Genomic DNA, 19,376 nt, shown 5'->3' with positions numbered 1-19,376 from the left:
TCTCTCTTCCTGCGCCGGCCGGCATTTGCTTGCCGGCGTTTTTTCGTTCCGGCAACCGTGGGTGCCGGGCAGCCAACGTCGTTGGATGCGGGTTTCCCCTAGTCAAAAAACAATTTTGACTTCGCCATTCCCTCCCTATAATTGATCCATACATAAATCAACGTTTCGTATATGAAACGCACCCCGAAAGGGAAGTCAGGCTGGCAAGCCATGCAAGCGAAATGCCGCAGCAGGCTGCCCGAGGCAAGTTGAACATCCAGAAACACGGTGGTTTCCAATGCTCAGGTCGATTCAATTGAAGGACGCGAACGTAGCCGAGGCGAATGCCGAGGGACGTCAGGCGCAGCCGGCGGCGGCACTCATGCCGTTCGCCATCGAATACCGCGGCGTCACGCGTCGGTTCAAGAATCGCCAGGGCAAGGGCGAGATGACGGCCGTCTCGGACGTATCCATCGGCATCAAGGCCGGTGAATTCGTCTCGCTGATCGGCCCGAGCGGCTGCGGCAAGAGCACGCTGCTCAACATGGGCGCCGGTCTCTATGCGCCGAGCGAGGGGCAGGTGACGCTCGCGGGCAAGCCGGTGCGCGGCCCGTCGCAGCAAGTCGCGTTCATGTTGCAGAAAGACCTGCTCATGCCGTGGCGCTCGATCCAAAAGAACGTCGAGCTGGGGATGCAGATTCGCGGGCGCGGCAAGGCCGAGCGTGCGGAGGTGGCCAAGGCGCTGCTCGCGCGCTGCCACCTGAAGGGTTTCGAGAATCACTATCCGCACCAGCTCTCGGGCGGCATGCGTCAGCGCGCGGCCCTGGCACGCACGCTGGCCGTCGAGCCGGACGTGCTGCTCATGGACGAGCCGTTCTCGGCGCTCGATGCGCAGACCAAGATGGTGCTCCAGCAGGATCTCGCGCAGATGCTCGCCGACGAAGGCAAGACCGCGCTGATGATCACCCACGACCTCGCCGAAGCGATTGCGCTGTCGGATCGCGTGTTCGTGATGAGCGAGCGCCCGGGCACGATCATCGAGGAGATCACGGTCGATCTGCCGCACCGCGACAACCCGATCGAGCGTCGCAAGCAGGCGGGCATGAACGAATACGTGGCCCATCTGATGGAACTGCTCAAGGTGGGTCGCGACGACCACCTCGGCTGATCCTCGCACACGACACTGCAAGACACAGGAATCCTCGCTATGAAATCCCTTTCCAAAACGCAACTGACCGTTGGCAGCTTCGCGTTGCTGCTGATCTTCGCGGCCGTCTGGCAATGGGGCCCGACGGCGCTCGGCGTGCCCGAGTTCGTGCTGCCCAAGCTGTCGTCGACCGTGGTCGAAGGCGTCCGTATGTTCCAGGTCGAGAACCTGTGGCTGCACATTGGTGTGACGGCGCTCGAAGTGATCGCGGGCTTCGTGATCGGCTCGGCACTGGGTGTGATGATCGGTGTGATCCTGGGCCTGTCGCCGTCGACCGAAGCCATGCTCTCGCCGTACATCCTCGCGCTGCAGATCGCACCGAAGGTCGCGTTTGCCCCGCTGTTCGTCATGTGGATGGGCTACACGATCTACCCGAAGATCCTCGTGGCCGTGCTGATCGTCTTCTTCCCCGTCATGATCAACGTGCTCGGTGCCGTGCGCGCCGTCGACCCGGACATGGTCAACCTGGTGCGTGCCCTGTGCGGCCGTCGCTGGCAGATCTTCCGCTTCGTTGAATTCCCGTCGGCCATGCAGGCGCTCTTCGCGGGCTTGCGCATCGCGTCGACGCTGGCCGTGATCGGCGTGACCGTGGGCGAACTGGTCGGTGGAGACCGCGGCCTGGGCTACCTGCTGGTCTACGGCGAAGGCCAGGGCAATACCGCGATGGTGTTCGTCTCCATCGCGGGGCTCACCGTCATCGGTATCGCGGCATACGCCGCCGTGGTCTGGCTGGAGCGCCGCGCGCTGCACTACGTGCCGCGTGCCGCCATGAACATCGCCTGAGCGACAAGGAATTTCAACGTGAACGAACTGCCCATCCTCCCGCTCGACGCCGACACGCTGGCGCCGCTCAACGGCAAGAAGCTGCTGATTACCGGTGGCGCGCGTGGCCTTGGCGAAGGGTTCGTCCGTGCCGCCGTGGCACGGGGTGCGCAAGTGACGATCGCCGATATCGCCTCGCAGGCCGGCGAGGCGCTTGCGGCCGAGCTGAGCGGCGCGGGTCATGCCGTGTATTTCGTGCGCGTCGATCTGTCCGATCCGGCATCGGTGGACGCGGCTGGCAATGTGGCTGCCGAGCGCATGGGCGGCATCGACGGGCTGGTCAACAACGGCGCGATCACCAACTCGGGCGGAAAGCTGGCCGCCGAGTTGAGCATCGAGACCTGGGATGCGGTCATGAACGTCAATGTGCGCGGCACCTGGCTCATGACGATGGCGGCGCTGCCGTTCCTGCGCGCATCGGGACAGGGGCGCGTCGTGAACATCGCGTCGGATACCGCGCTGTGGGGCGCACCGCGTCTGCTCGCTTACACGGCCAGCAAGGGCGCCGTGATGGCAATGACACGTTCGCTCGCCCGCGAACTCGGCCCGGATGGCATCACCGTCAACGCCATCGCGCCCGGACTCGTCGAGGTGGAAGCGACGGCCTACGTGCCCGTCGAGCGCCATCGTCATTACCTGGAGGGACGTGCGCTGCCGCGCGCCCAGGTGCCCGACGACGTGATCGGCCCAGTGCTGTTCCTGCTCTCCGATGCTTCCCGTTTCGTGACCGGGCAGGTGCTGCCCGTCAACGGCGGCTTCGTGATGCCCTGACGAGCCGTCCTTATTCGCAACGCCTTCAAGGAGTTAGACCATGGCGCAAGCCGACGCTAAAAACACCGCGACGCCGCAGGCCGTCGAGAGCTGGACGCAGGCCGAAGGCCAGGCGTTCGGCGACTGGCTGGACACGCGCGTAGCCCGCTTCTCGACGCGCAAATACGACTGGGACGCGCTGAAGTTCCAGGCCGACTACGACCCGAAGTACCGCCGTGCGCAAATGCGCTACGTCGGCACGGGCGGCACGGGGGTGGCCAAGGACGTCAACACGGTGCCCGCCGGTCACTTCACGTTCTCGACGATGGTGATCCCGGCCGGCAACATCGGCCCGAGCCACATCCATATGGATGTCGAGGAAATCTTCTTCGTGATGCGCGGCAAGATGAAGGTGATCTGCGAGCGCGACGGCGAAACGTGGGAAGCCATTCTTGGCGAACGCGACCTGATCTCGGTGCCGCCGGGCGTGTATCGCACGGAAATCAACATCGGTGACGAAGACGCGCTCATGTGCGTGATGCTCGGCTCGCAAAAACCGGTCACGCCGACGTATCCGCCCGATTCGCCGCTCGCGCAGATCAAGCGCGATCTGAAGTAAGCCGCCGGGGGCCGTTGTCCCGGAACGTCCGGTGAGGGGCTTGCCCGTCGCAAGCGCCACACCGGCAGGAATTCACGAAGCCAGACGTCCAGTCCAAGCCATGCAAGCCGAAGCCTTTCCGTCCGAAGTACCCGAAGACGCCGTCGTCGCGCCGCTACGCGCGCGTCTGGACGTCTTCCCGTACCGCACCGTCGCCACGCGCGCGGGCACCGTCGGCTATCGCAGCGCGGGAACGCGAGCCGAGGGCGCCATGCCGGTCGTGATGCTGCACGGCATCGGATCCGGCGCGGCGTCGTGGCTGGCCCAATTCGAAGCCACGGGCCTGAAGGCCGCGCTGTACGCATGGGATGCGCCGGGCTACGGGCAGACGACGAACGTCGCCGACGCCGAACCGCACGCCGACGCCTACGCCGATGCCCTCGAGGCGTGGCTCGATGCGCTGGGGCTGGCGCGTGTCGCGCTCGTCGGTCATTCGCTGGGCGCGATCATGGCGACGCAGTTTGCGAGTCGTGCGCCTCAGCGTGTGCGCGGGCTCTTTCTCTGCTCGCCGGCAGGCGGCTACGGCAAGGCCGATGCGCAGGTGCGTTTGACCAAGCGTGACAGTCGCCTGGCGATGCTCGACAAGCTCGGCCCGGCCGGCATGGCGCGTGAGCGCAGCGACAACCTCGTCGCCCCCGATGCGGCGACCCTGCCCCGTGCGTGGGTGAAATGGAACATGGCACGCGTGCTGCCTGAGGGCTACCGTCAGGCGACGCATCTGCTCTCGAATGGCGATGTCGCCGGCGCGCTGGCGCAATACGTCGCGACGAATGCGGGCCCGGTCGCGGTGGCTGTCGGCGCGCAGGATGCCGTGACGCCCCCGTCGGCGTGCCGGGCGATCGCCGACGTGGCCGGTGTGCCGCTGGACATCATCGAAGGCGCGGGACACGCGTCGTATATCGAAACGCCGGACGTTCTGAATGCGGCGCTCGCCGCGTGGCTCGAACGTATCACGGCAGGAGCGCGTTGAAATGGCACCGGCAACCCAGAAGCGCACCACGGCCACGGCCGAGGTGCTCACCGAAAGCGATGCGCCGAACGAGCACGCGATGCAAGGCGAGGGCGATGAGCTTGTCGACGGCGCGGCCACCGAGACGCGCTACCTGGTGCCTGGTCTCGAGCGCGGCCTGCGCATTCTCACGCAATTCTCGCCACGCGAGCCGGTGTTCAGTGCGCCGGAGCTGTCGCAACGGCTGGGCATTCCGCGTACGACCGTCTTCCGCTTGTTGCAGACGCTCGAAGCGATGGGCTTCCTGGAGCGTGCGGGCAGCGAAAAGAATTTCCGTCTGGGCGTGGCCGTGCTGCGCCTGGGCTTTGAATATCTCAGTTCGCTCGAGTTGACCGATCTGGGCATTCCGATTATCGAACGCCTGCGCGACGCCACCCAGCTCACATCGCACATCGTGATCCGCGACGGTCGCGACATTGTGTTCGTGGCGAAGGCGCAGAGCGTGGCGGGCGTGTTCAATTCGATCAAGGTCAATGTCGGCACGCGTCTGCCGGCGCACGCGACCGTGCACGGCCATGTGCTGATGGGCGACCTGACGCTGGCCGAGCTTCGCGCGCTGTATCCCGAAAAGATGCTCGACAAATACACGCCGCAGACGCCTGAGACGGTCACGGAACTATTCGAGCGCGTGCGCGAAGACGCCGAGCGTGGCTACGCCGTGTCGGCGTCGTCGTTCGAGCGCGGCATCAGCGTGGTGAGCGCACCGGTGCGCAACGACGCGGGACGCATCTGCGCGGCCATCACCGTCACCATTCCACGCGCCACCATCGACGCGTCGGTGCTCGACGCGGGTCTGATCGGACAGGTGCGCGAAGCGGCCGACGCCCTGTCGCACCGCCTGAACTACCGGCCAGGCAGCGACGGCCGTGCCACCCCCTACATGAAGTCACTGGGATTGAAATGATCAAGATCGACCTCACCCAACGCGCGGCGCTGGTCACGGGCGGCTCGTCCGGCATCGGCCTCGCGACGGCAGAGCGCCTGCTCGACGCCGGTGCCGCGGTGGCCATCTGCGGCCGCAACCCCGAGCGGCTGGCGCAAGCCGAAGCCCGCCTGCGCGAGTGCCACCCCGAGGCACGCCTCATCGCCGCGCAGTGCGACGTGCTCGATGCGAACGACGTCGCGGCGCTGGCCGAGCGCATTCGTCGCGAGTTCGGTCGTCTCGACATGCTTGTCAACAACGCCGGGCAAGGCCGCGTGTCGACGTTTGCCGACACGACCGACGACGCCTGGCGCGAAGAGCTGGAACTGAAGTACTTCAGCGTCATTCGCACGACGCGCGCCTGCCTGCCGATGCTGCGCGAGGCGGCACGCGAGACGGGGGACGCCGCCATCGTCTGCGTCAACTCGCTGCTTGCGCTCCAGCCGGAGCCGCACATGGTGGCGACGTCGTCGGCGCGCGCGGGGATCCAGAACCTGGTGCGCTCGATGGCGAGCGAGTTCGCGCCGGATGGCGTGCGCGTCAACAGCATCCTGATCGGACTGGTGGAGTCGGGCCAGTGGCGCCGGCGCCACGCCGCGCAGGGCGAAGGCAAGACCTGGGAGGCATGGACCGGCGAGTTGGCCCGCAAGAAGCAAATCCAGTTGCAACGTCTGGGCAGGCCTGAAGAGGCGGCCGCAGCGATCTTTTTCCTGGCAAGCCCGCAGTCGTCCTATACGACGGGCAGCCACATCGATGTTTCCGGAGGCTTGGCAAGACATGTCTAACACAACCACCGTCGGCGAAGTCATCGCGGCGTTTCTCGAGCAGTGCGGTGTGAAGACCGCATTCGGCGTGATCTCGATTCACAACATGCCGATCCTGGACGCCATCGCGCGTCGCGAAAAGATCCGCTACGTCGGCGCGCGCGGCGAAGCCGGCGCGCTGAACATGGCCGATGGCCTGGCCCGTGTCTCGGGCGGCCTCGGCGTGGCCTTCACGAGCACGGGCACCGCCGCCGGCAATGCGGCTGGCGCGATGGTCGAAGCCCTCACCGCCGGCACGCCGGTGCTGCACATTACCGGCCAGATCGAAACCGAGTTCCTCGACCGCGATCTCGCCTATATCCACGAAGCGCCGGATCAGCTCAGCATGCTGCATGCGATCTCGAAGGCGGCCTACCGCGTGCGTTGCGTCGACACTGCGCTCTCGACCGTGCGTGACGCCGTGCGCGCCGCGCTCACGGCGCCGGCCGGCCCGGTGAGCGTGGAGATTCCCATCGACATCCAGGCGGCGGAAATCGAATGGCCCGCCGATCTGGGTGCGCCGCACATCTCGGTGCCGACGCACGACGACGCCCGCGTGGCCGAACTGGCCGACAAGCTGGCCGCCGCGCATCGTCCGATGTTGTGGCTGGGCGGTGGTGCGCGCGGTGCCGAAGCCGCCGTCAAGCGTCTGGTCGACATGGGCTTTGGCGTGGTCACCAGTGTGCAGGGTCGCGGCATCGTGCCGGAAGATCATGCCGCCACGCTCGGCGCTTTCAACATCCATCCGACGGTCGAGAAGTTCTACAAGACTTGCGACGCCGTGCTCGTGGTCGGCTCGCGTCTGCGCGGCAACGAAACGCTCAAGTACAAGCTCGCGCTGCCGCGCCCGCTCTATCGCGTCGACGCCGATGGCCTGGCGGACGGTCGTGGCTACCGCAACGACCTGTTCATCCAGGGCGATGCCGCAAGCGTGCTGAACGCGCTGGCTGACCGTCTGCAAGGGCGTCTGTCGATCGATCCGGCGTTCCATGCCGATCTCGCGGCCGCTCGCGAGGTGGCGGTCAAGCAGGTTGCCGAAGGCCTTGGCCCTTACCGCCAGCTCGTCGCCGCCCTGCAAGGCGCGCTGGGCCGCGACTTCAACTGGGTGCGCGACGTCACGATCTCGAACAGCACATGGGGCAATCGTCTGCTGAAGATCTTCTCGCCGCGCGCCGGCGTGCACGCCCTGGGCGGCGGGATTGGCCAGGGTATGCAGATGGGGATCGGCGCGGCGCTCGCGGGCAACGCAAAGAAGACCATTGCCCTGTGCGGCGACGGCGGCCTGATGGTCAACGTGGGCGAACTCGCCACCGCGGTGCAGGAAAAGGCGCCTGTCGTGATCCTGCTGATGAACGATCAGTGCTACGGCGTGATCCGCAACATCCAGGACGCGCAGTACGGCGGCCGCCGTCACTACGTGCAACTTCACCAGCCGGACTTCGCAGCGTTCTGCGCGAGCCTGCAGCTCAAGCACGAGCGCATTACGGCCATCGATCAGGCGGAAGCAGCCGTTGCGCGCGCCGTGGCCCACGACGGCCCGGTACTGCTCGAAGTGGACATGCTGTCGGTCGGCAGCTTTGCGTCGCACTTTGCCGGTCCGCCGGTCCGGGAGCCCGCGAATGCATGAATTGAACCACCGTCCCGTTGACGTCGCGCTGATCGGTTTCGGCGCGATCGGCTCGAAGGTCTACGAGGCGTGCGCGAGCGATCCGTATCTGCACGTTGGCCACGTGATCGTGCCGGAGGATGCCGCCGCCCGCGTTCGCGAGAGTGTGCGTGCGGACACCGAAGTGGTGTGTTCGGCACAGGCGCTCTCCAGCCGTCCAGACTTCGTGCTCGAATGCGCGGGGCACAGCGCGCTGTCGGGCCACGTCGTGCCGCTGCTCAAGTCGGGGGTGGATTGCGCGGTGGCGTCGATCGGTGCGCTGTCCGACACCGATCTGCTCGCCGCGCTGGAACAGGCCGCCAAGGACGGCGCGTCGACCGTCACGCTGCTCTCGGGCGCCATCGGTGGCATCGATGCGATTGCCGCGGCCCGCGAAGGCGGTCTGGATGAAGTGCTGTACACCGGGCGCAAGCCGCCGATGGGCTGGCAGGGCACGCCGGCCGAGCAGGTCTGCGATCTGGCGACGCTCACCACCGCGACCGTGATTTTCGAAGGCAGCGCCCGTGACGCGGCGCGTCTGTATCCGAAGAACGCGAACGTGGCGGCGACGGTGGCCATCGCCGGACTGGGACTCGATGCGACACGCGTGCGCCTGATCGCCGACCCGGCAAGTACGCGCAACGTGCACCATATCGTCGCCCGCGGGGCGTTCGGCGAGATGTCGCTGGAGATGTGTGGCAAGCCGTTGCCGGACAACCCCAAGACGTCGGCACTGACCGCCTATTCGGCCATTCGCGCGCTACGCAACCGCGTTGCGAACTGTGTGATTTAGCAGGAAGAGCATCATGAGCCATCAAGATTTGCTGCAAGGGTTTTCGAGCGACATTCTGGTCGGCGGCGAATGGCGCGCCGGTACCGGCAAGCGCTATCAGAGCCTGTATCCGGCCGACGAGAGTGTGAATGCCGAGATCGCGGCGGCCGGCGCCGAGGATGCGGTCGACGCCGTCGAGGCGGCCGATGCGGCGTGGCGTCGCGCGGACTGGGCGGGCTTGAAGCCGCATCAGCGCGCCGCGGTGCTGCATCGTGTGGCCGACGGCATCACGCAGCGCGCCGAAGCACTGGCGCATCTGCAGCGACGCGACAACGGCAAGCCGATCAGCGAGACGCGCGCGCTTGTCGCGAGTGCATCGAGCACGTTCCGCTACTTCGCCGCGTGCCTCGAGACACTGGAAGAAACGCTCACGCCATCGCGCGGCGACTACCTGACGATGAGCGTGCACGAACCGCTGGGCGTCGTTGCTGCCATTACGCCGTGGAATTCGCCGATTGCGTCGGACGCACAGAAGCTTGCCCCGGCGCTCGCCGCGGGGAATGCCGTGGTGCTCAAGCCGGCGGAAGTCACGCCGCTTGCTTCGCTCGAACTGGGTCGCATCTGCGAAGCCGCCGGTGTGCCGCGCGGCGTGCTCTCGGTGTTGCCGGGCAAAGGCTCGGTCATCGGCGACATCCTGGTGCGCCATCCCAAGGTCAAGAAAGTCGCGTTCACCGGCGGCACTGAAGTTGGCCGAGGCATTGCGCGGCTGGCGGCGGAAAAGCTTATGCCGGTCTCGCTCGAACTCGGCGGCAAGTCGCCGACCATCGTGTTCGAAGATGCCGACATCGATCATGCGGTCGCCGGTGTGCTCTACGGCATCTTCAGTTCGTCGGGCGAATCGTGCATCGCGGGCTCGCGTCTGTTCGTGCACAAGGCCATCTTCGACACGTTCGTCGAGCGGCTTGTGGCCGGCGCGAAGCAACTGCGCGTGGGCGATCCGCTGCGGGAAGACACGCAGATGGGGCCGCTGGTGACGGCGTCGCATCGCGAGTCGATCGAGCGCTATGTCGCCATCGGGCTGGAAGAGGGCGGCCGCCTGCTGTGCGGCGGCGAACGTCCGGCGGGCGACGGCCGCGAGAAGGGCTACTTCTACCGGCCGACCATTATTGCGGGCCTGACGAACCAGGCGCGCATGGTGCAGGAAGAAATCTTCGGCCCGGTGCTGGCCGTGCTGCCGTTCGAGAATGAAGACGACCTGCTGGCCGAGGCCAACGACAGCGTCTACGGTCTTGCGGCGGGGATATGGACACGCGACTACAAGCGCGCCTGGCGTATCGGGCGTGCGCTCGAGACCGGTACTGTCTGGATCAACACCTACAAGCAGTTTTCCATCTCGACGCCGTTCGGCGGCTGGAAGGAAAGCGGCATGGGGCGTGAGAAGGGGCGTCTGGGGTTGCTGGAGTACACGAACCAGAAGAGCCTCTATTGGGGTATCAACGACGGCCCGCTCGCGTGGGCGGGCAAGGTCTGAGCGTCACGAAGTGGCAGAACAAGCCGCAATGCACAGGGTATTGCGGTCATCCGATACTTGAGCGAGGCAGAGATATGTTGTCGATTTTCCGTGGATCGTTGGCGCGCCGCGCGCGTCGTGCTGTTGGCCTGTGCGCCGTGGCCGGACTGACGAGCCTGGCGGCGCCGGTGATGGCGCAGCCGGCTACCCAGCAGATTACCTATCTGCTCCCGGCCCCGGCCAATCTGCCGGCCTTCGCGCCGCTGATGCTGGCCGAGAAGAAGGGCTACTACGCGGCGGAAGGGTTGTCGGTGCGCTGGCTGACCGTGCAGGGGGGGGCCGACGTCGGCAAGCAGCTCGCCTCCGGCAACGGCGATCTGGGCGGCGGACTGGGTGACACGCCGATCGTGCTGCGTCCGAACGGCATTCCCATCAAGGGCGTGGCGTTGCTGGGCGGGCGCACGCTGCACCAATTGGTCGTGCGCGACGACGCGAACATCAAGTCGCCCGCCGATCTGAAGGGCAAGACGATCACGGTGCTGGCCTATCAGGACACTGGCTTCTACGCGACGCTGGGCGTGCTGGCTTCCGCAGGGCTCACGCGTAACGACGTGCGCATCCAGGGCGCCGGCCCGGCGGGCGTGTGGCAGCAGGTGGCCACGGGCAAGGCCGAAGCGATGGTGGGCACGCCGGAGTGGGCGCAGAATATCGAAGACGCTGGCGTGAAGGTCACCATGACCTCGACCGACAAGTATTTCCCCGGCATGGCGCAGGCGATCCTGGCCTCGGACAAGACCATCGCCGAGCGGCCGGAGATGGTCCGCAAGTTCGTTCGCGCCACGATCAAGTCGGTGGCCGAGATCATGCGCGACCCGGCGGGCGCGGCCAAGGAATACTGCGCGACCGTGCCGGGTTACAAGGGCAAGGAGGCCGAGATCGAGAAGATCCTGACGTATTACGCCCGCAACGTTTATCCGGGGCAGCAGCGTCTCGGTGCGTTCGATCCGGCGCGCGTGACGAAGCTCCAGGACTTCTATGCGCAGGAAAAGGTCATTCGCCAGAAGTCGAACCCGGCCGACCTGTTCACCAACCAGTTCGTGCAATAACGCGAGACGACACATGAACGAAAGCGCCCCGGGCGCTGCCCCCACGGCCCTGCCCGAAACGATGTTGCTGACGGTGTTCCTGCGTCACGATCAGTCGAACAATCTCGACGATTTCCAGGAACGCCTGAAGGCGGCCGAATGGTGGGAGCGCTTCCCGCCAGCCGGTGTGAAGGTGGTGTCGTGGACGGTGGCGATGGGTTTTGGCCAGATCGTCACGCTCGAACTGCCGCCGCACTTGCTGCCGGCGCTCAACGTCGAGCTGGAGCGCTCGGCCTGGGGCGTGTTTCGCACTGAATGCTATCCGACTTACGATTTTGTACCCGTGCACGCACGCATTCGCGAACGGGTTCGCAATGGAGGGAAATGATGGACCGTTATCTCGAACCGCATCAAGCGCGTCGCCATGAGCCGACGCAATACGAAAGCCTGCTGGGCGATGCCATCGAGCGCGCCTATGCCGCCGGCACGCACGATCTGGCCGGGCTGGTCGCCTACCTGAATCGCACGGGCCCTGGCCCGCAGGACGGCGACGTGTGGACCGAGGCGGTCTACACCGCGCAGATCGCCCGAATGGCCGAAGAGTAACAACATCACAGAGTGCGATCGCTGCCCGCCGCAGGTGCGCAGCGACCGCGATGGAGACGTCCCCCATGACTACGCAACAGCCTATCCTTACTGCCGACGCCATTCTCGAGCGCGGCCTGAAGCATCTCTGGTATCCGATTTGCCCGTCGCACATGGTTGGCCGCGAGCCGGTCTCGATGCGCCGCCTGGGCAAGAAGCTGGTGTTCTGGCGCGATCAGGACAACCAGGTGCATGCCCTCGACGATCATTGCCCGCACCGTGGCGCACCGCTCTCCAAGGGCATCGTGATGGGCGATCGCATCGCCTGCGGGTATCACGGCGTGCAAGTGCGCTGCGACGGCACCGTGATGCGTGTGCCGGGCAGCCCGGGCTGCAAGCTCGAAGGTTCGCGTCCGACGCAGGCGTATCACATCGTCGAGCGTAACGATGCGATCTGGCTGTACAACGCCACCGAGAACATCGACACACCGCCGCCGCTCGTGTTGCCCGAGGAACTCGATGCGGGCGGCGAGTTCTCGTCGTTCCTGTGCTACACGGAGTGGAAGGGCGACTACCGGTACGTGCTCGACAACGTGATGGACCCGATGCACGGCACGTATTTGCACAAGCAGTCGCACTCGATGGCCGAGGGCGACAATACGGCGGCGTTCCGCATTCGCGATACCGAGCGCGGCTTCGTCTTCGAGAAGGAAGGCCAGCGCGACGTGAATTTCGACTGGACCGAGTGGGCCGACACCGGTACGCACTGGATGCGTCTGGAGATTCCGTACCCGAAGACGGGCGGCCCCGGCGGCAACTTCGTGATCGTGGGCAGCTACACGCCGGTTTCGCCGACGCTTGCCGCCGTGTTTCACTGGCGCTGCCGCAAGCTCGACGGATGGCAGCGCGACACCTGGCGCTTCCTGTATCGCAATCGTCTCGAAGCGCGTCACTGGGCGGTGCTCGAGCAGGATCGCGTGATGCTTGAAGACATGGAGGCGGATGCCAACCAGAACGAGCATCTGTATCAACACGACATGGGTATCGTGCGTTTGCGCCGCCATCTGAAGAACCTGGCGAAGGCCGAACTCGAGCGCATTGCGCAGGGCAAGGCGTAAGCCGCGCGAGACGCAATATGCGCATCGACCGACCCCTCAAGGCCGAGCGAATCCGTGCCCAGGCCGTGCCCGATCCGGACGCGGCGACCTGGAGCAACGGCATTCGCGTCGGCAATGACATTCTGCTGTCGGGCATGACCGCTCACCCGGCCACGCGCGACGCCAGCGAGCCGCTCACGACCTACGAGCAGACACAGGTGGTGCTCGGCAAGATTCGCGCGCTGGTCGAGGCGGGCGGCGGCCGTCTGGCCAACATCTACAAGCTCGTGGTGTACGTGACCGACATGGCCGACAAGGACGAGGTCGGACGGGCCCGCCGCGAGTTTTTTGCAGACGTGGCGGCGAACGGCGGCGCGTATCCGTGCTCGACGCTCGTGCAGGTGAGCGGCCTGGTCTTTCCGGAGCTGCGTGTGGAGATCGAGGCGTTCGCACGTCTCGACATCGATTTGTCCGCCGCGGGCTGACCCGGCGGACGCAAAGAGAATCAGCAACATCAGAGAGCGGCGTTATGAGCAAGTCAACCCTGTCGGCAATGGTGCGCACGCTTCGCTTCGAAGCGGCGGGCATCATGAGCATCGAACTCGTGCCTGCGGCGGGCAGCGGCACCCCGTTTCCCGACTTCACGCCGGGCGCGCACATCGATCTGCATCTGCCGAGCGGGCTGGTGCGCAGCTATTCGCTCGTCAATGCGCCGGGCGAGCCGAACCGCTATGTGCTCGGCATTCTTGCCGATCCGAAGAGCCGCGGTGGCTCGCGGTTCATTCACGACAATTTCCGCGTAGGGATGACGCTGGAGATTTCCGCGCCGCGCAATCACTTCGAACTTGACGACACGGCCGAGCATACCGTGCTCGTTGCCGGCGGTATCGGCGTGACGCCGATTCTCTGCATGTACCGACGCCTGCGTGCGCTCGGTCGTCATGTCAAGCTGATGTACTGTGCCCGCACGGCGCCACAGGCTGCTTTCGTCGACGAACTGAACGCGCTGGGCGGCGACATCACCTATCACTTCGACGACCAGCACGGCGGCAAGCCGGCGTCGCTCACCGCGTTTCTGTCCGGGCAACCGGCGGGCGCGCACGCGTACTGCTGCGGGCCCGGCGTGATGCTCGATGCCTTTGAAGCGGCGTGTGCCGAGGCCGGTATCGCCAACGTGCACATCGAACGCTTCGCCGCGGCGCCGGACGCGCCGCCGCCCGCGACGTCAGCGGGCTATGTCGTGACGCTCGCGAAGTCCGGCAAGACGTTGACGGTGCCTGCCGGCGCGACGCTGCTGGAGACGTTGCTTGCCGCCGGTATCGACGCGGAGCATAGCTGTATGGAAGGTGTTTGCGGCGCTTGCGAGACACGTGTGCTCGAAGGCTGCCCCGATCACCGCGACTCGGTACTGAGTGCGTCCGAGCGCGCCGGGAACAAGGTCATGATGATTTGCGTGTCCGGTTGCAAGGGCGACCGTCTGACGCTGGATCTGTGACCGGTCCCACCCTGAACCCCCACCCGAGACTGTCATGACGATTCTGGGCATCGAACAAATTACCTACGGGGTCACCGACCTCGACACCTGCCGTCGCTTCCTGAGCGACTGGGGCCTGACCGAGGTGTCCGCCGACGCCAACGGCGCGCGCTTCGAAACGCTCAACGGTTGCCGTGTGCTGGCCGTGCGTCACGACGATCCGTCGCTGCCGGCGGCGATGGAAGACGGGCCGACGCTGCGCGAAGTCACCTGGGGCGTGACGACGGCCGACGAAGTGGCCGCCATCGCCGAGCGCTTCGCTGACCAGCCCGGCTATCACTTCAAGGACGGTGCGACCGGCTGCATTGATCCCAACGGTCTGGCCGTGCGGGTGGAAGTGAGTGCCAAGCGGGCCGTGGACGTGAAAGGGGCGCAGAGCAATCCGTGGGGGATCGCGCCACAGCGCGTGAACACGCCGAGCCCAGTGTATGCGCGTGCCCAGCCGATCGAAGTGGGACACGTCGTGTTCTTCACCAATGCGCTTGCCGCCACGCAGACCTTCTACGAGACCAAGCTCGGCTTCGAGTTGTCGGACCGTTATCCGGAGCGGGGCGCGTTCATGCGCTGCGCGCCGCATGGCGGCCACCATGATCTGTTCCTGCTGGCGTTGCCGAATGGCAAGCGCGGCTTGAACCATGTGGCGTTCACCGTGCGCGACATCCACGAAGTGTTCGGCGGCGGCATGCACATCGACCGCTGCGGCTGGGAAACGCAGTTGGGACCGGGTCGTCACCCGATTTCGTCGGCCTATTTCTGGTACTTCAAGAATCCGTGCGGTGCGCTCATCGAGTACTACGCGGACGAGGACATCCTCACGCCCGAATGGCAGCCGCGCGACTTCGAGCCGGGACCGACGGTGTTCGCGGAATGGGCGGTGGACGGCGGGCTCGACGGCAACACACGCCGTCAAAAGCACGGCGGCGAGGCGCCGACCGGCAAGTTCATGACCGACACGGCCAAGCGCTGAGTCGGGTCATCGCGGGCGCGTCAATCCGGGGGGGGGTGACGCACCGCGTTTCGCGAGTTGTCGCGAGAAGCGGGAACCGGCGCGCGATGTTGCGTCATGAGGGCCGGATCTGCCTTGCCCAGACGTGGGGCGGATGCGGAAGGCGCTCATGGCGCGCCGGCAACCGTCTTGCCGACGTTGGCGGCACGAGGGGGCAAGCGTTTGCGCTGCCCCCTTTTGCATGGGGCGATTACTTCGCCAGTTCCGCGTCGATGGCGGCGACCAGACGCGGATCGTCGGCCTTGACGTCCGGCGAGAAGCGGGCCACGACCTGACCGTTGCGCCCGATCAGAAATTTTTCGAAATTCCACAACACATCGACCGGGTTTTCGCGCACTACGCCGAAGCCCTTCAGGCGCTCGCGAAACGGGCCTTCGCCGGTCGCTTCCGGCTGGGCGTCGACCAAGGCGGTGTAGAGCGGGTGACGGTCGTCGCCCAGCACTGAGATCTTGGCGAAGAGCGGGAAGGTGACGTTGTACTGGGTGGTGCAGAAGTCACGGATCTCTTCGTTGGTGCCTGGCTCCTGGCCCTTGAAGTTGTTCGCGGGGAAGGCCATCACTTCGAGACCGGCGGCGTGCTTGTCTTCATACAGACGCTCCAGGCCTTCGTACTGCGGCGTGAGGCCGCACTTCGATGCGACGTTGACCACCAGCCGAACTTTGCCCGCGTAATCGCCGAGCGTGGCCGCCGTGCCGTCGTTGTGATGGATGGCGATGGTTTCGATGTTGGTACTCATGGAAATTCCTTGTCCTTGTGCGGTCGGTCGAGTGTAGCGCAAGCCCGTGGAGCCTGCTGGGCGGCGACGGAAATGACGATTGACAGTCGGCTAATGGTATGGAAGGATTCGCGGAGCTTAAAAAACCAGCAACATCAAGTGCTTCGTACGGTTGAGCAATAGCGGTGTAGTCCGAATGTTTCGTGTTGCTTTTCGTGGCATCGGTGATCCCGGCTTTGGCGCACGTCATGCCTTTGCCTTGGATCGCATCGTTTCCATCGCATGGCAGGATGGTGTCACCGCGCCCTTCAGCCGGAACACCTGTCAGCCCAAACCGCCGGCGTTCCTGCCGATATCGGCGTTGTTGCGAAGATGTGTCTGTCGTTGCGCGTGAGCCCGTGCTGAACTCACGACGCAAAGCACGACAAGAAGAAAGCCGTATCCCGGGGAATCGAATGAATCGCGTCTATCGTGTGGTGTGGAGCGCCAGTCTTGGCAGGTATCAGGTGGCGTCAGAGGTGGCCGGCGGCCATGGCGGGAAGTCGCGCTCGGTGGAGCGTCGCCGTGCGCGCAAAGCGGCGACGCTCGCCGCCGTTGCCGTGGCTTCGCTGAACGCCGGAACAGCGTTTGCCGTCCTGCCTCGTGTTGCCATCATCGGTGGCACGACATCGCTCATTTTCGGTGCGGCCAATACCACCTCGTCAACAGATTGGAGCTACGACGGTGCGAATCTGTCGATCACGGGGGCGACCTACGCCTCGATCACGCGCATGATCGGCACCATCTTGAACACGGGAACACTGGCCGGCGCCTACGCGTTGTCCATTTCGGCGGCTGGCAATGTTTCGCATTTCGAGAACAACGGGCTGGTTTTTTCCACGGCCAGCGCGGGCGTATATAACGGCGGCACACTGACGTCGATGTTCAATTCCGGCTCGATCACGGCAACCAGCGACGCTGGCGTGGCTAACGCGTCGCATCTCTACGCGCTGACCAATACGGGAACCATCTCGGGGAATGCTGGCGTGGCTTCGTTCATGAGCAGTGTGGCGAATCCGCAATTGGGTACGCTGACAAACAGCGGCACCATTACGGGCTCGGACATCGGGGTGAAGAACCGGGGCGCGACCATCGGGACAATCGACAACCTGAACACCGGCCTGATTCTCGGCACCGGCACGCTCGGCACGGGTATCGACAATGGCAGTACGGTGGTCAGTGGTACGACCTATCACGGCACCATCGGCACGATCAACAACGCCGGAACGATCTCGGGCGGGAACTACGGAATCTACAACGAGGACTCGATCGGGACGATCAACAACCTCGCGGGTGGGCTGATCACAGGCGCGGCTGCGGCCATCTCGAATCCCTCGGCGACGGCGACACTCGATCAGATCAACAACGCTGGCACCATTGCGGGCAATATTACCTATTCCGGCACGCAAGCCCTGTCTATCGCCGGCGCGTCCGGCGCGGCGATGGGAACGCTGACGGGCTTCGGTGGCACCTCCCCGGGGACGCTTTCCAGCTCGCTCGCCGACTTGCACTTCAATGGCGGCAATCTCCTGCTCAATGACGATCTGAATCTCGCTGGCGTGCGAACGGCGTTCAACGACGCGTCGCTATTGCAGGTGAACAAGGCGATTCAGGTTTCCGGCAACTATGCACAGGCGGCGGGCGCTACGCTCCAGATCGGTGTGGCAGGCAATGCCGTCACGACCGGCGATATGACGACCGACAGCGGCTATGGACGCCTCGTTGTGAGCGGCAACACGACACTTGCAGCGGGTTCGCGCATCGCCCTGCAATCGCTCGGTTATTCGTTCGCGGCCGGTCAGCGCTACGTCGTGATCGACACCGCGGGAACGGCCATCTACAACGAAGGTTCGCTGGTCTATCGCGTCAACGGTTCGTCGACGCTCGGCGCAACCGGTGCCAAGGTGGCTAACGGCAGTCGGCAGGATCTGGTCGTGACGGTGATCTCGAACACGAACGCCGGTTCGGGCAATGGTGGCGGCGACTCCGGCACGACGCCGTCCGCCGATCCTCGCACGAACGCGATGATCGCATCGGCACCTAACGCGCAATCGTCGCTGCGCGGCTTGCTGGGCTTCACCGGCGTGAGCGATGCCCAACTTCTCAACCTGTACAACGCGGCGCTCGGCTCGCTGAGCGACGGTTCGACGAACTCGGCCAATCGTGTCGGCAAGCAGCTCGCGCCGGCACAGAATACGCGTGCCGCAGGTGCTGCCACATTCGATTCGCTGGGCGTGGTCAGTGCGCATGTCGACAGTCTGCGCGTGGCGCAGGCTGGGGGGACTGGGGTTGCGACGGGCGACAGTCCCGCCAACTGGGGCGTCTGGGGACAGGCCTTTGGGGGTCACGCCAGCCAGTCGGCGCGTGACGATGTCGACGGCTACAGCGCCAACTACGGTGGACTGGTTGTCGGTGCGGATCGTGCGTTCGGCGACCGCTGGCGTGCGGGGGCGGCGTTCCAGTTCTCGCGCACGGTCATCAACAACGACGGCAGCACGTCCGGCAATTCGACCGGCGTGAACGGGTACGGCCTTATCGGCTACGCCGCCTACACTGGCGAGCCGTGGTACGTCAACCTGTCTGGCTCGGCGGTGCTGCAACGCTACGATACGACGCGACGGGTGTCGATGCAGGGCTTCAATGGCGTGGCCAACGGCAACTTCAACGGTCAACAATACGTGGTCAGCGCCGAATTCGGCTGGCCGCTGGCGCTGGGGCGTGCCATTGTCACACCGCTTGCGGGCGTCACGTATGGCTATCTGAATCAGAACGGCTATACGGAAACCGGTGGCAATGGTTCGGCGCTTACGGTCGGCCGTGTCGGCGCCAGTTCGGTGCGTAGCGCGCTGGGCGCGAAGCTCGCCTTGCCGTTCGAAACGGCGGCGGGTATGTGGGTGCCTGAGCTCAGCTTACGGTGGGTACACGAGTACAACCGAACGCGCCAGACGACGGGTGCCAGCTTCGCGGGCGACTCCGCTGGCCAGACGGGTTTCACGACCGTGGGCGCGACGCCGGTTTCGAATCTGGCCGAGGTCGGTGTGGGTGTCACGCTCATGCGGGCGAACAACCTGAGCGCGTCGATTCGTTATGATCTGCAAGCCGGCTCGGGCTTCGTGTCGCACACCGGCATTGTTCGCGTGCAACAGCGCTTCTGAACACCTGTCACGTCCAGACAGGACCGGCGGTCGTCGACGTTGACAGGGTGGCGACCGGCGTGGAAGTATCGCCCCATCTCCAC

The 19,376-nt window shown here is 65.3% G+C and carries 19 protein-coding genes; 18 read left to right on the top strand and 1 reads right to left on the bottom strand.

Translation table 11 applies throughout. The annotated features are described in order from the left end of the window. The first annotated feature begins 277 nt into the window (after positions 1 to 277). The 17 genes from PTE31013_RS21505 to PTE31013_RS21425 all read left to right on the top strand — a co-directional run bounded on the left by PTE31013_RS21505 (position 278) and on the right by PTE31013_RS21425 (position 15,345). Complete coding sequence (locus PTE31013_RS21505) at positions 278 to 1,147, top strand: ABC transporter ATP-binding protein (RefSeq protein ID WP_150614676.1); 870 nt, start codon at positions 278 to 280, stop codon at positions 1,145 to 1,147. A gap of 39 nt (positions 1,148 to 1,186) precedes the next feature. Next, positions 1,187 to 1,969, top strand: coding sequence for an ABC transporter permease (locus tag PTE31013_RS21500; RefSeq protein WP_150614675.1), 783 nt, complete (start codon positions 1,187 to 1,189; stop codon positions 1,967 to 1,969). An 18-nt stretch (positions 1,970 to 1,987) separates the two neighbouring features. Beyond that, a complete protein-coding gene (locus tag PTE31013_RS21495; RefSeq protein ID WP_150614674.1) occupies positions 1,988 to 2,779 on the top strand; it encodes an SDR family oxidoreductase in 792 nt (263 codons plus the stop codon). Positions 2,780 to 2,819: 40 nt separating this feature from the next. Next, positions 2,820 to 3,377: a cupin domain-containing protein gene (locus PTE31013_RS21490; protein WP_017235324.1), complete on the top strand. Its 558-nt coding sequence runs from the start codon at positions 2,820 to 2,822 to the stop codon at positions 3,375 to 3,377. A 100-nt stretch (positions 3,378 to 3,477) separates the two neighbouring features. Further along, a complete protein-coding gene (locus PTE31013_RS21485; RefSeq protein ID WP_150614673.1) occupies positions 3,478 to 4,386 on the top strand; it encodes an alpha/beta fold hydrolase in 909 nt (302 codons plus the stop codon). A 79-nt stretch (positions 4,387 to 4,465) separates the two neighbouring features. Beyond that, complete coding sequence (locus tag PTE31013_RS21480; RefSeq protein ID WP_150614769.1) at positions 4,466 to 5,329, top strand: IclR family transcriptional regulator; 864 nt, start codon at positions 4,466 to 4,468, stop codon at positions 5,327 to 5,329. Beyond that, positions 5,326 to 6,132 carry an SDR family oxidoreductase gene (locus PTE31013_RS21475; protein WP_150614672.1) on the top strand — a complete coding sequence of 269 codons (807 nt, stop codon included), beginning with the start codon at positions 5,326 to 5,328 and terminating at the stop codon, positions 6,130 to 6,132. The genes PTE31013_RS21480 and PTE31013_RS21475 overlap by 4 nt, the downstream gene beginning before the upstream one ends. Further along, on the top strand, positions 6,125 to 7,777 hold the full coding sequence (locus PTE31013_RS21470; RefSeq protein ID WP_150614671.1) for a thiamine pyrophosphate-binding protein: 1,653 nt from the start codon (positions 6,125 to 6,127) through the stop codon (positions 7,775 to 7,777). Before PTE31013_RS21475 ends, PTE31013_RS21470 begins: the two co-directional genes overlap by 8 nt. Beyond that, complete coding sequence (locus PTE31013_RS21465) at positions 7,770 to 8,588, top strand: aspartate dehydrogenase (RefSeq protein ID WP_150614670.1); 819 nt, start codon at positions 7,770 to 7,772, stop codon at positions 8,586 to 8,588. The genes PTE31013_RS21470 and PTE31013_RS21465 overlap by 8 nt, the downstream gene beginning before the upstream one ends. 13 nt (positions 8,589 to 8,601) lie before the next feature. Continuing rightward, positions 8,602 to 10,098 carry an aldehyde dehydrogenase gene (locus PTE31013_RS21460; RefSeq protein ID WP_150614669.1) on the top strand — a complete coding sequence of 499 codons (1,497 nt, stop codon included), beginning with the start codon at positions 8,602 to 8,604 and terminating at the stop codon, positions 10,096 to 10,098. Positions 10,099 to 10,172: 74 nt separating this feature from the next. Beyond that, positions 10,173 to 11,183 carry an ABC transporter substrate-binding protein gene (locus PTE31013_RS21455; RefSeq protein WP_150614668.1) on the top strand — a complete coding sequence of 337 codons (1,011 nt, stop codon included), beginning with the start codon at positions 10,173 to 10,175 and terminating at the stop codon, positions 11,181 to 11,183. A gap of 13 nt (positions 11,184 to 11,196) precedes the next feature. Then, positions 11,197 to 11,550 (top strand): hypothetical protein, encoded by a 354-nt coding sequence (locus PTE31013_RS21450; RefSeq protein WP_217426255.1) that lies wholly within the window; start codon positions 11,197 to 11,199, stop codon positions 11,548 to 11,550. Continuing rightward, on the top strand, positions 11,550 to 11,768 hold the full coding sequence (locus tag PTE31013_RS21445) for a recombinase-like helix-turn-helix domain-containing protein (RefSeq protein WP_217426254.1): 219 nt from the start codon (positions 11,550 to 11,552) through the stop codon (positions 11,766 to 11,768). The genes PTE31013_RS21450 and PTE31013_RS21445 overlap by 1 nt, the downstream gene beginning before the upstream one ends. 65 nt (positions 11,769 to 11,833) lie before the next feature. Further along, positions 11,834 to 12,865, top strand: a complete 1,032-nt coding sequence (locus tag PTE31013_RS21440; protein ID WP_150614666.1) for an aromatic ring-hydroxylating oxygenase subunit alpha — start codon at positions 11,834 to 11,836, stop codon at positions 12,863 to 12,865. A gap of 17 nt (positions 12,866 to 12,882) precedes the next feature. Continuing rightward, complete coding sequence (locus PTE31013_RS21435) at positions 12,883 to 13,329, top strand: RidA family protein (protein ID WP_150614665.1); 447 nt, start codon at positions 12,883 to 12,885, stop codon at positions 13,327 to 13,329. 44 nt (positions 13,330 to 13,373) lie between these two features. Further along, positions 13,374 to 14,339, top strand: a complete 966-nt coding sequence (locus tag PTE31013_RS21430; RefSeq protein WP_150614664.1) for a PDR/VanB family oxidoreductase — start codon at positions 13,374 to 13,376, stop codon at positions 14,337 to 14,339. Positions 14,340 to 14,373: 34 nt separating this feature from the next. Then, positions 14,374 to 15,345: a VOC family protein gene (locus tag PTE31013_RS21425; protein WP_150614663.1), complete on the top strand. Its 972-nt coding sequence runs from the start codon at positions 14,374 to 14,376 to the stop codon at positions 15,343 to 15,345. A gap of 229 nt (positions 15,346 to 15,574) precedes the next feature. Here the strand turns inward: PTE31013_RS21425 and PTE31013_RS21420 are convergent, their stop codons facing one another. Further along, positions 15,575 to 16,120, bottom strand: a complete 546-nt coding sequence (locus tag PTE31013_RS21420) for a glutathione peroxidase (RefSeq protein WP_150614662.1) — start codon at positions 16,118 to 16,120, stop codon at positions 15,575 to 15,577. 434 nt (positions 16,121 to 16,554) lie between these two features. Between PTE31013_RS21420 and PTE31013_RS21415 the strand changes: the two genes are divergently transcribed. Then, positions 16,555 to 19,293, top strand: a complete 2,739-nt coding sequence (locus tag PTE31013_RS21415; protein ID WP_174978670.1) for an autotransporter domain-containing protein — start codon at positions 16,555 to 16,557, stop codon at positions 19,291 to 19,293. The last annotated feature ends 83 nt before the right edge of the window (positions 19,294 to 19,376 follow it).

The sequence above is a fragment of the Pandoraea terrigena genome (genome assembly GCF_902459705.1).
Classification (GTDB): Bacteria; Pseudomonadota; Gammaproteobacteria; order Burkholderiales; family Burkholderiaceae; genus Pandoraea; species Pandoraea terrigena.
Note: the sequence above shows the minus strand (reverse complement) of the source record. Positions and strands in the feature narration are given on the sequence as shown.

What these genes read in the sequence shown, in the direction of transcription:
- PTE31013_RS21505 (WP_150614676.1), top strand. Translation starts at nt 278, where the DNA reads ATGCTCAGGTCGATTCAATTGAAGGACGCGAACGTAGCCGAGGCGAAT.
- PTE31013_RS21500 (WP_150614675.1), top strand. Translation starts at nt 1,187, where the DNA reads ATGAAATCCCTTTCCAAAACGCAACTGACCGTTGGCAGCTTCGCGTTG.
- PTE31013_RS21490 (WP_017235324.1), top strand. Translation starts at nt 2,820, where the DNA reads ATGGCGCAAGCCGACGCTAAAAACACCGCGACGCCGCAGGCCGTCGAG.
- PTE31013_RS21485 (WP_150614673.1), top strand. Translation starts at nt 3,478, where the DNA reads ATGCAAGCCGAAGCCTTTCCGTCCGAAGTACCCGAAGACGCCGTCGTC.
- PTE31013_RS21480 (WP_150614769.1), top strand. Translation starts at nt 4,466, where the DNA reads ATGCAAGGCGAGGGCGATGAGCTTGTCGACGGCGCGGCCACCGAGACG.
- PTE31013_RS21475 (WP_150614672.1), top strand. Translation starts at nt 5,326, where the DNA reads ATGATCAAGATCGACCTCACCCAACGCGCGGCGCTGGTCACGGGCGGC.
- PTE31013_RS21470 (WP_150614671.1), top strand. Translation starts at nt 6,125, where the DNA reads ATGTCTAACACAACCACCGTCGGCGAAGTCATCGCGGCGTTTCTCGAG.
- PTE31013_RS21465 (WP_150614670.1), top strand. Translation starts at nt 7,770, where the DNA reads ATGCATGAATTGAACCACCGTCCCGTTGACGTCGCGCTGATCGGTTTC.
- PTE31013_RS21460 (WP_150614669.1), top strand. Translation starts at nt 8,602, where the DNA reads ATGAGCCATCAAGATTTGCTGCAAGGGTTTTCGAGCGACATTCTGGTC.
- PTE31013_RS21455 (WP_150614668.1), top strand. Translation starts at nt 10,173, where the DNA reads ATGTTGTCGATTTTCCGTGGATCGTTGGCGCGCCGCGCGCGTCGTGCT.
- PTE31013_RS21450 (WP_217426255.1), top strand. Translation starts at nt 11,197, where the DNA reads ATGAACGAAAGCGCCCCGGGCGCTGCCCCCACGGCCCTGCCCGAAACG.
- PTE31013_RS21445 (WP_217426254.1), top strand. Translation starts at nt 11,550, where the DNA reads ATGGACCGTTATCTCGAACCGCATCAAGCGCGTCGCCATGAGCCGACG.
- PTE31013_RS21440 (WP_150614666.1), top strand. Translation starts at nt 11,834, where the DNA reads ATGACTACGCAACAGCCTATCCTTACTGCCGACGCCATTCTCGAGCGC.
- PTE31013_RS21435 (WP_150614665.1), top strand. Translation starts at nt 12,883, where the DNA reads ATGCGCATCGACCGACCCCTCAAGGCCGAGCGAATCCGTGCCCAGGCC.
- PTE31013_RS21430 (WP_150614664.1), top strand. Translation starts at nt 13,374, where the DNA reads ATGAGCAAGTCAACCCTGTCGGCAATGGTGCGCACGCTTCGCTTCGAA.
- PTE31013_RS21425 (WP_150614663.1), top strand. Translation starts at nt 14,374, where the DNA reads ATGACGATTCTGGGCATCGAACAAATTACCTACGGGGTCACCGACCTC.
- PTE31013_RS21420 (WP_150614662.1), bottom strand. Translation starts at nt 16,120, where the DNA reads ATGAGTACCAACATCGAAACCATCGCCATCCATCACAACGACGGCACG.
- PTE31013_RS21415 (WP_174978670.1), top strand. Translation starts at nt 16,555, where the DNA reads ATGAATCGCGTCTATCGTGTGGTGTGGAGCGCCAGTCTTGGCAGGTAT.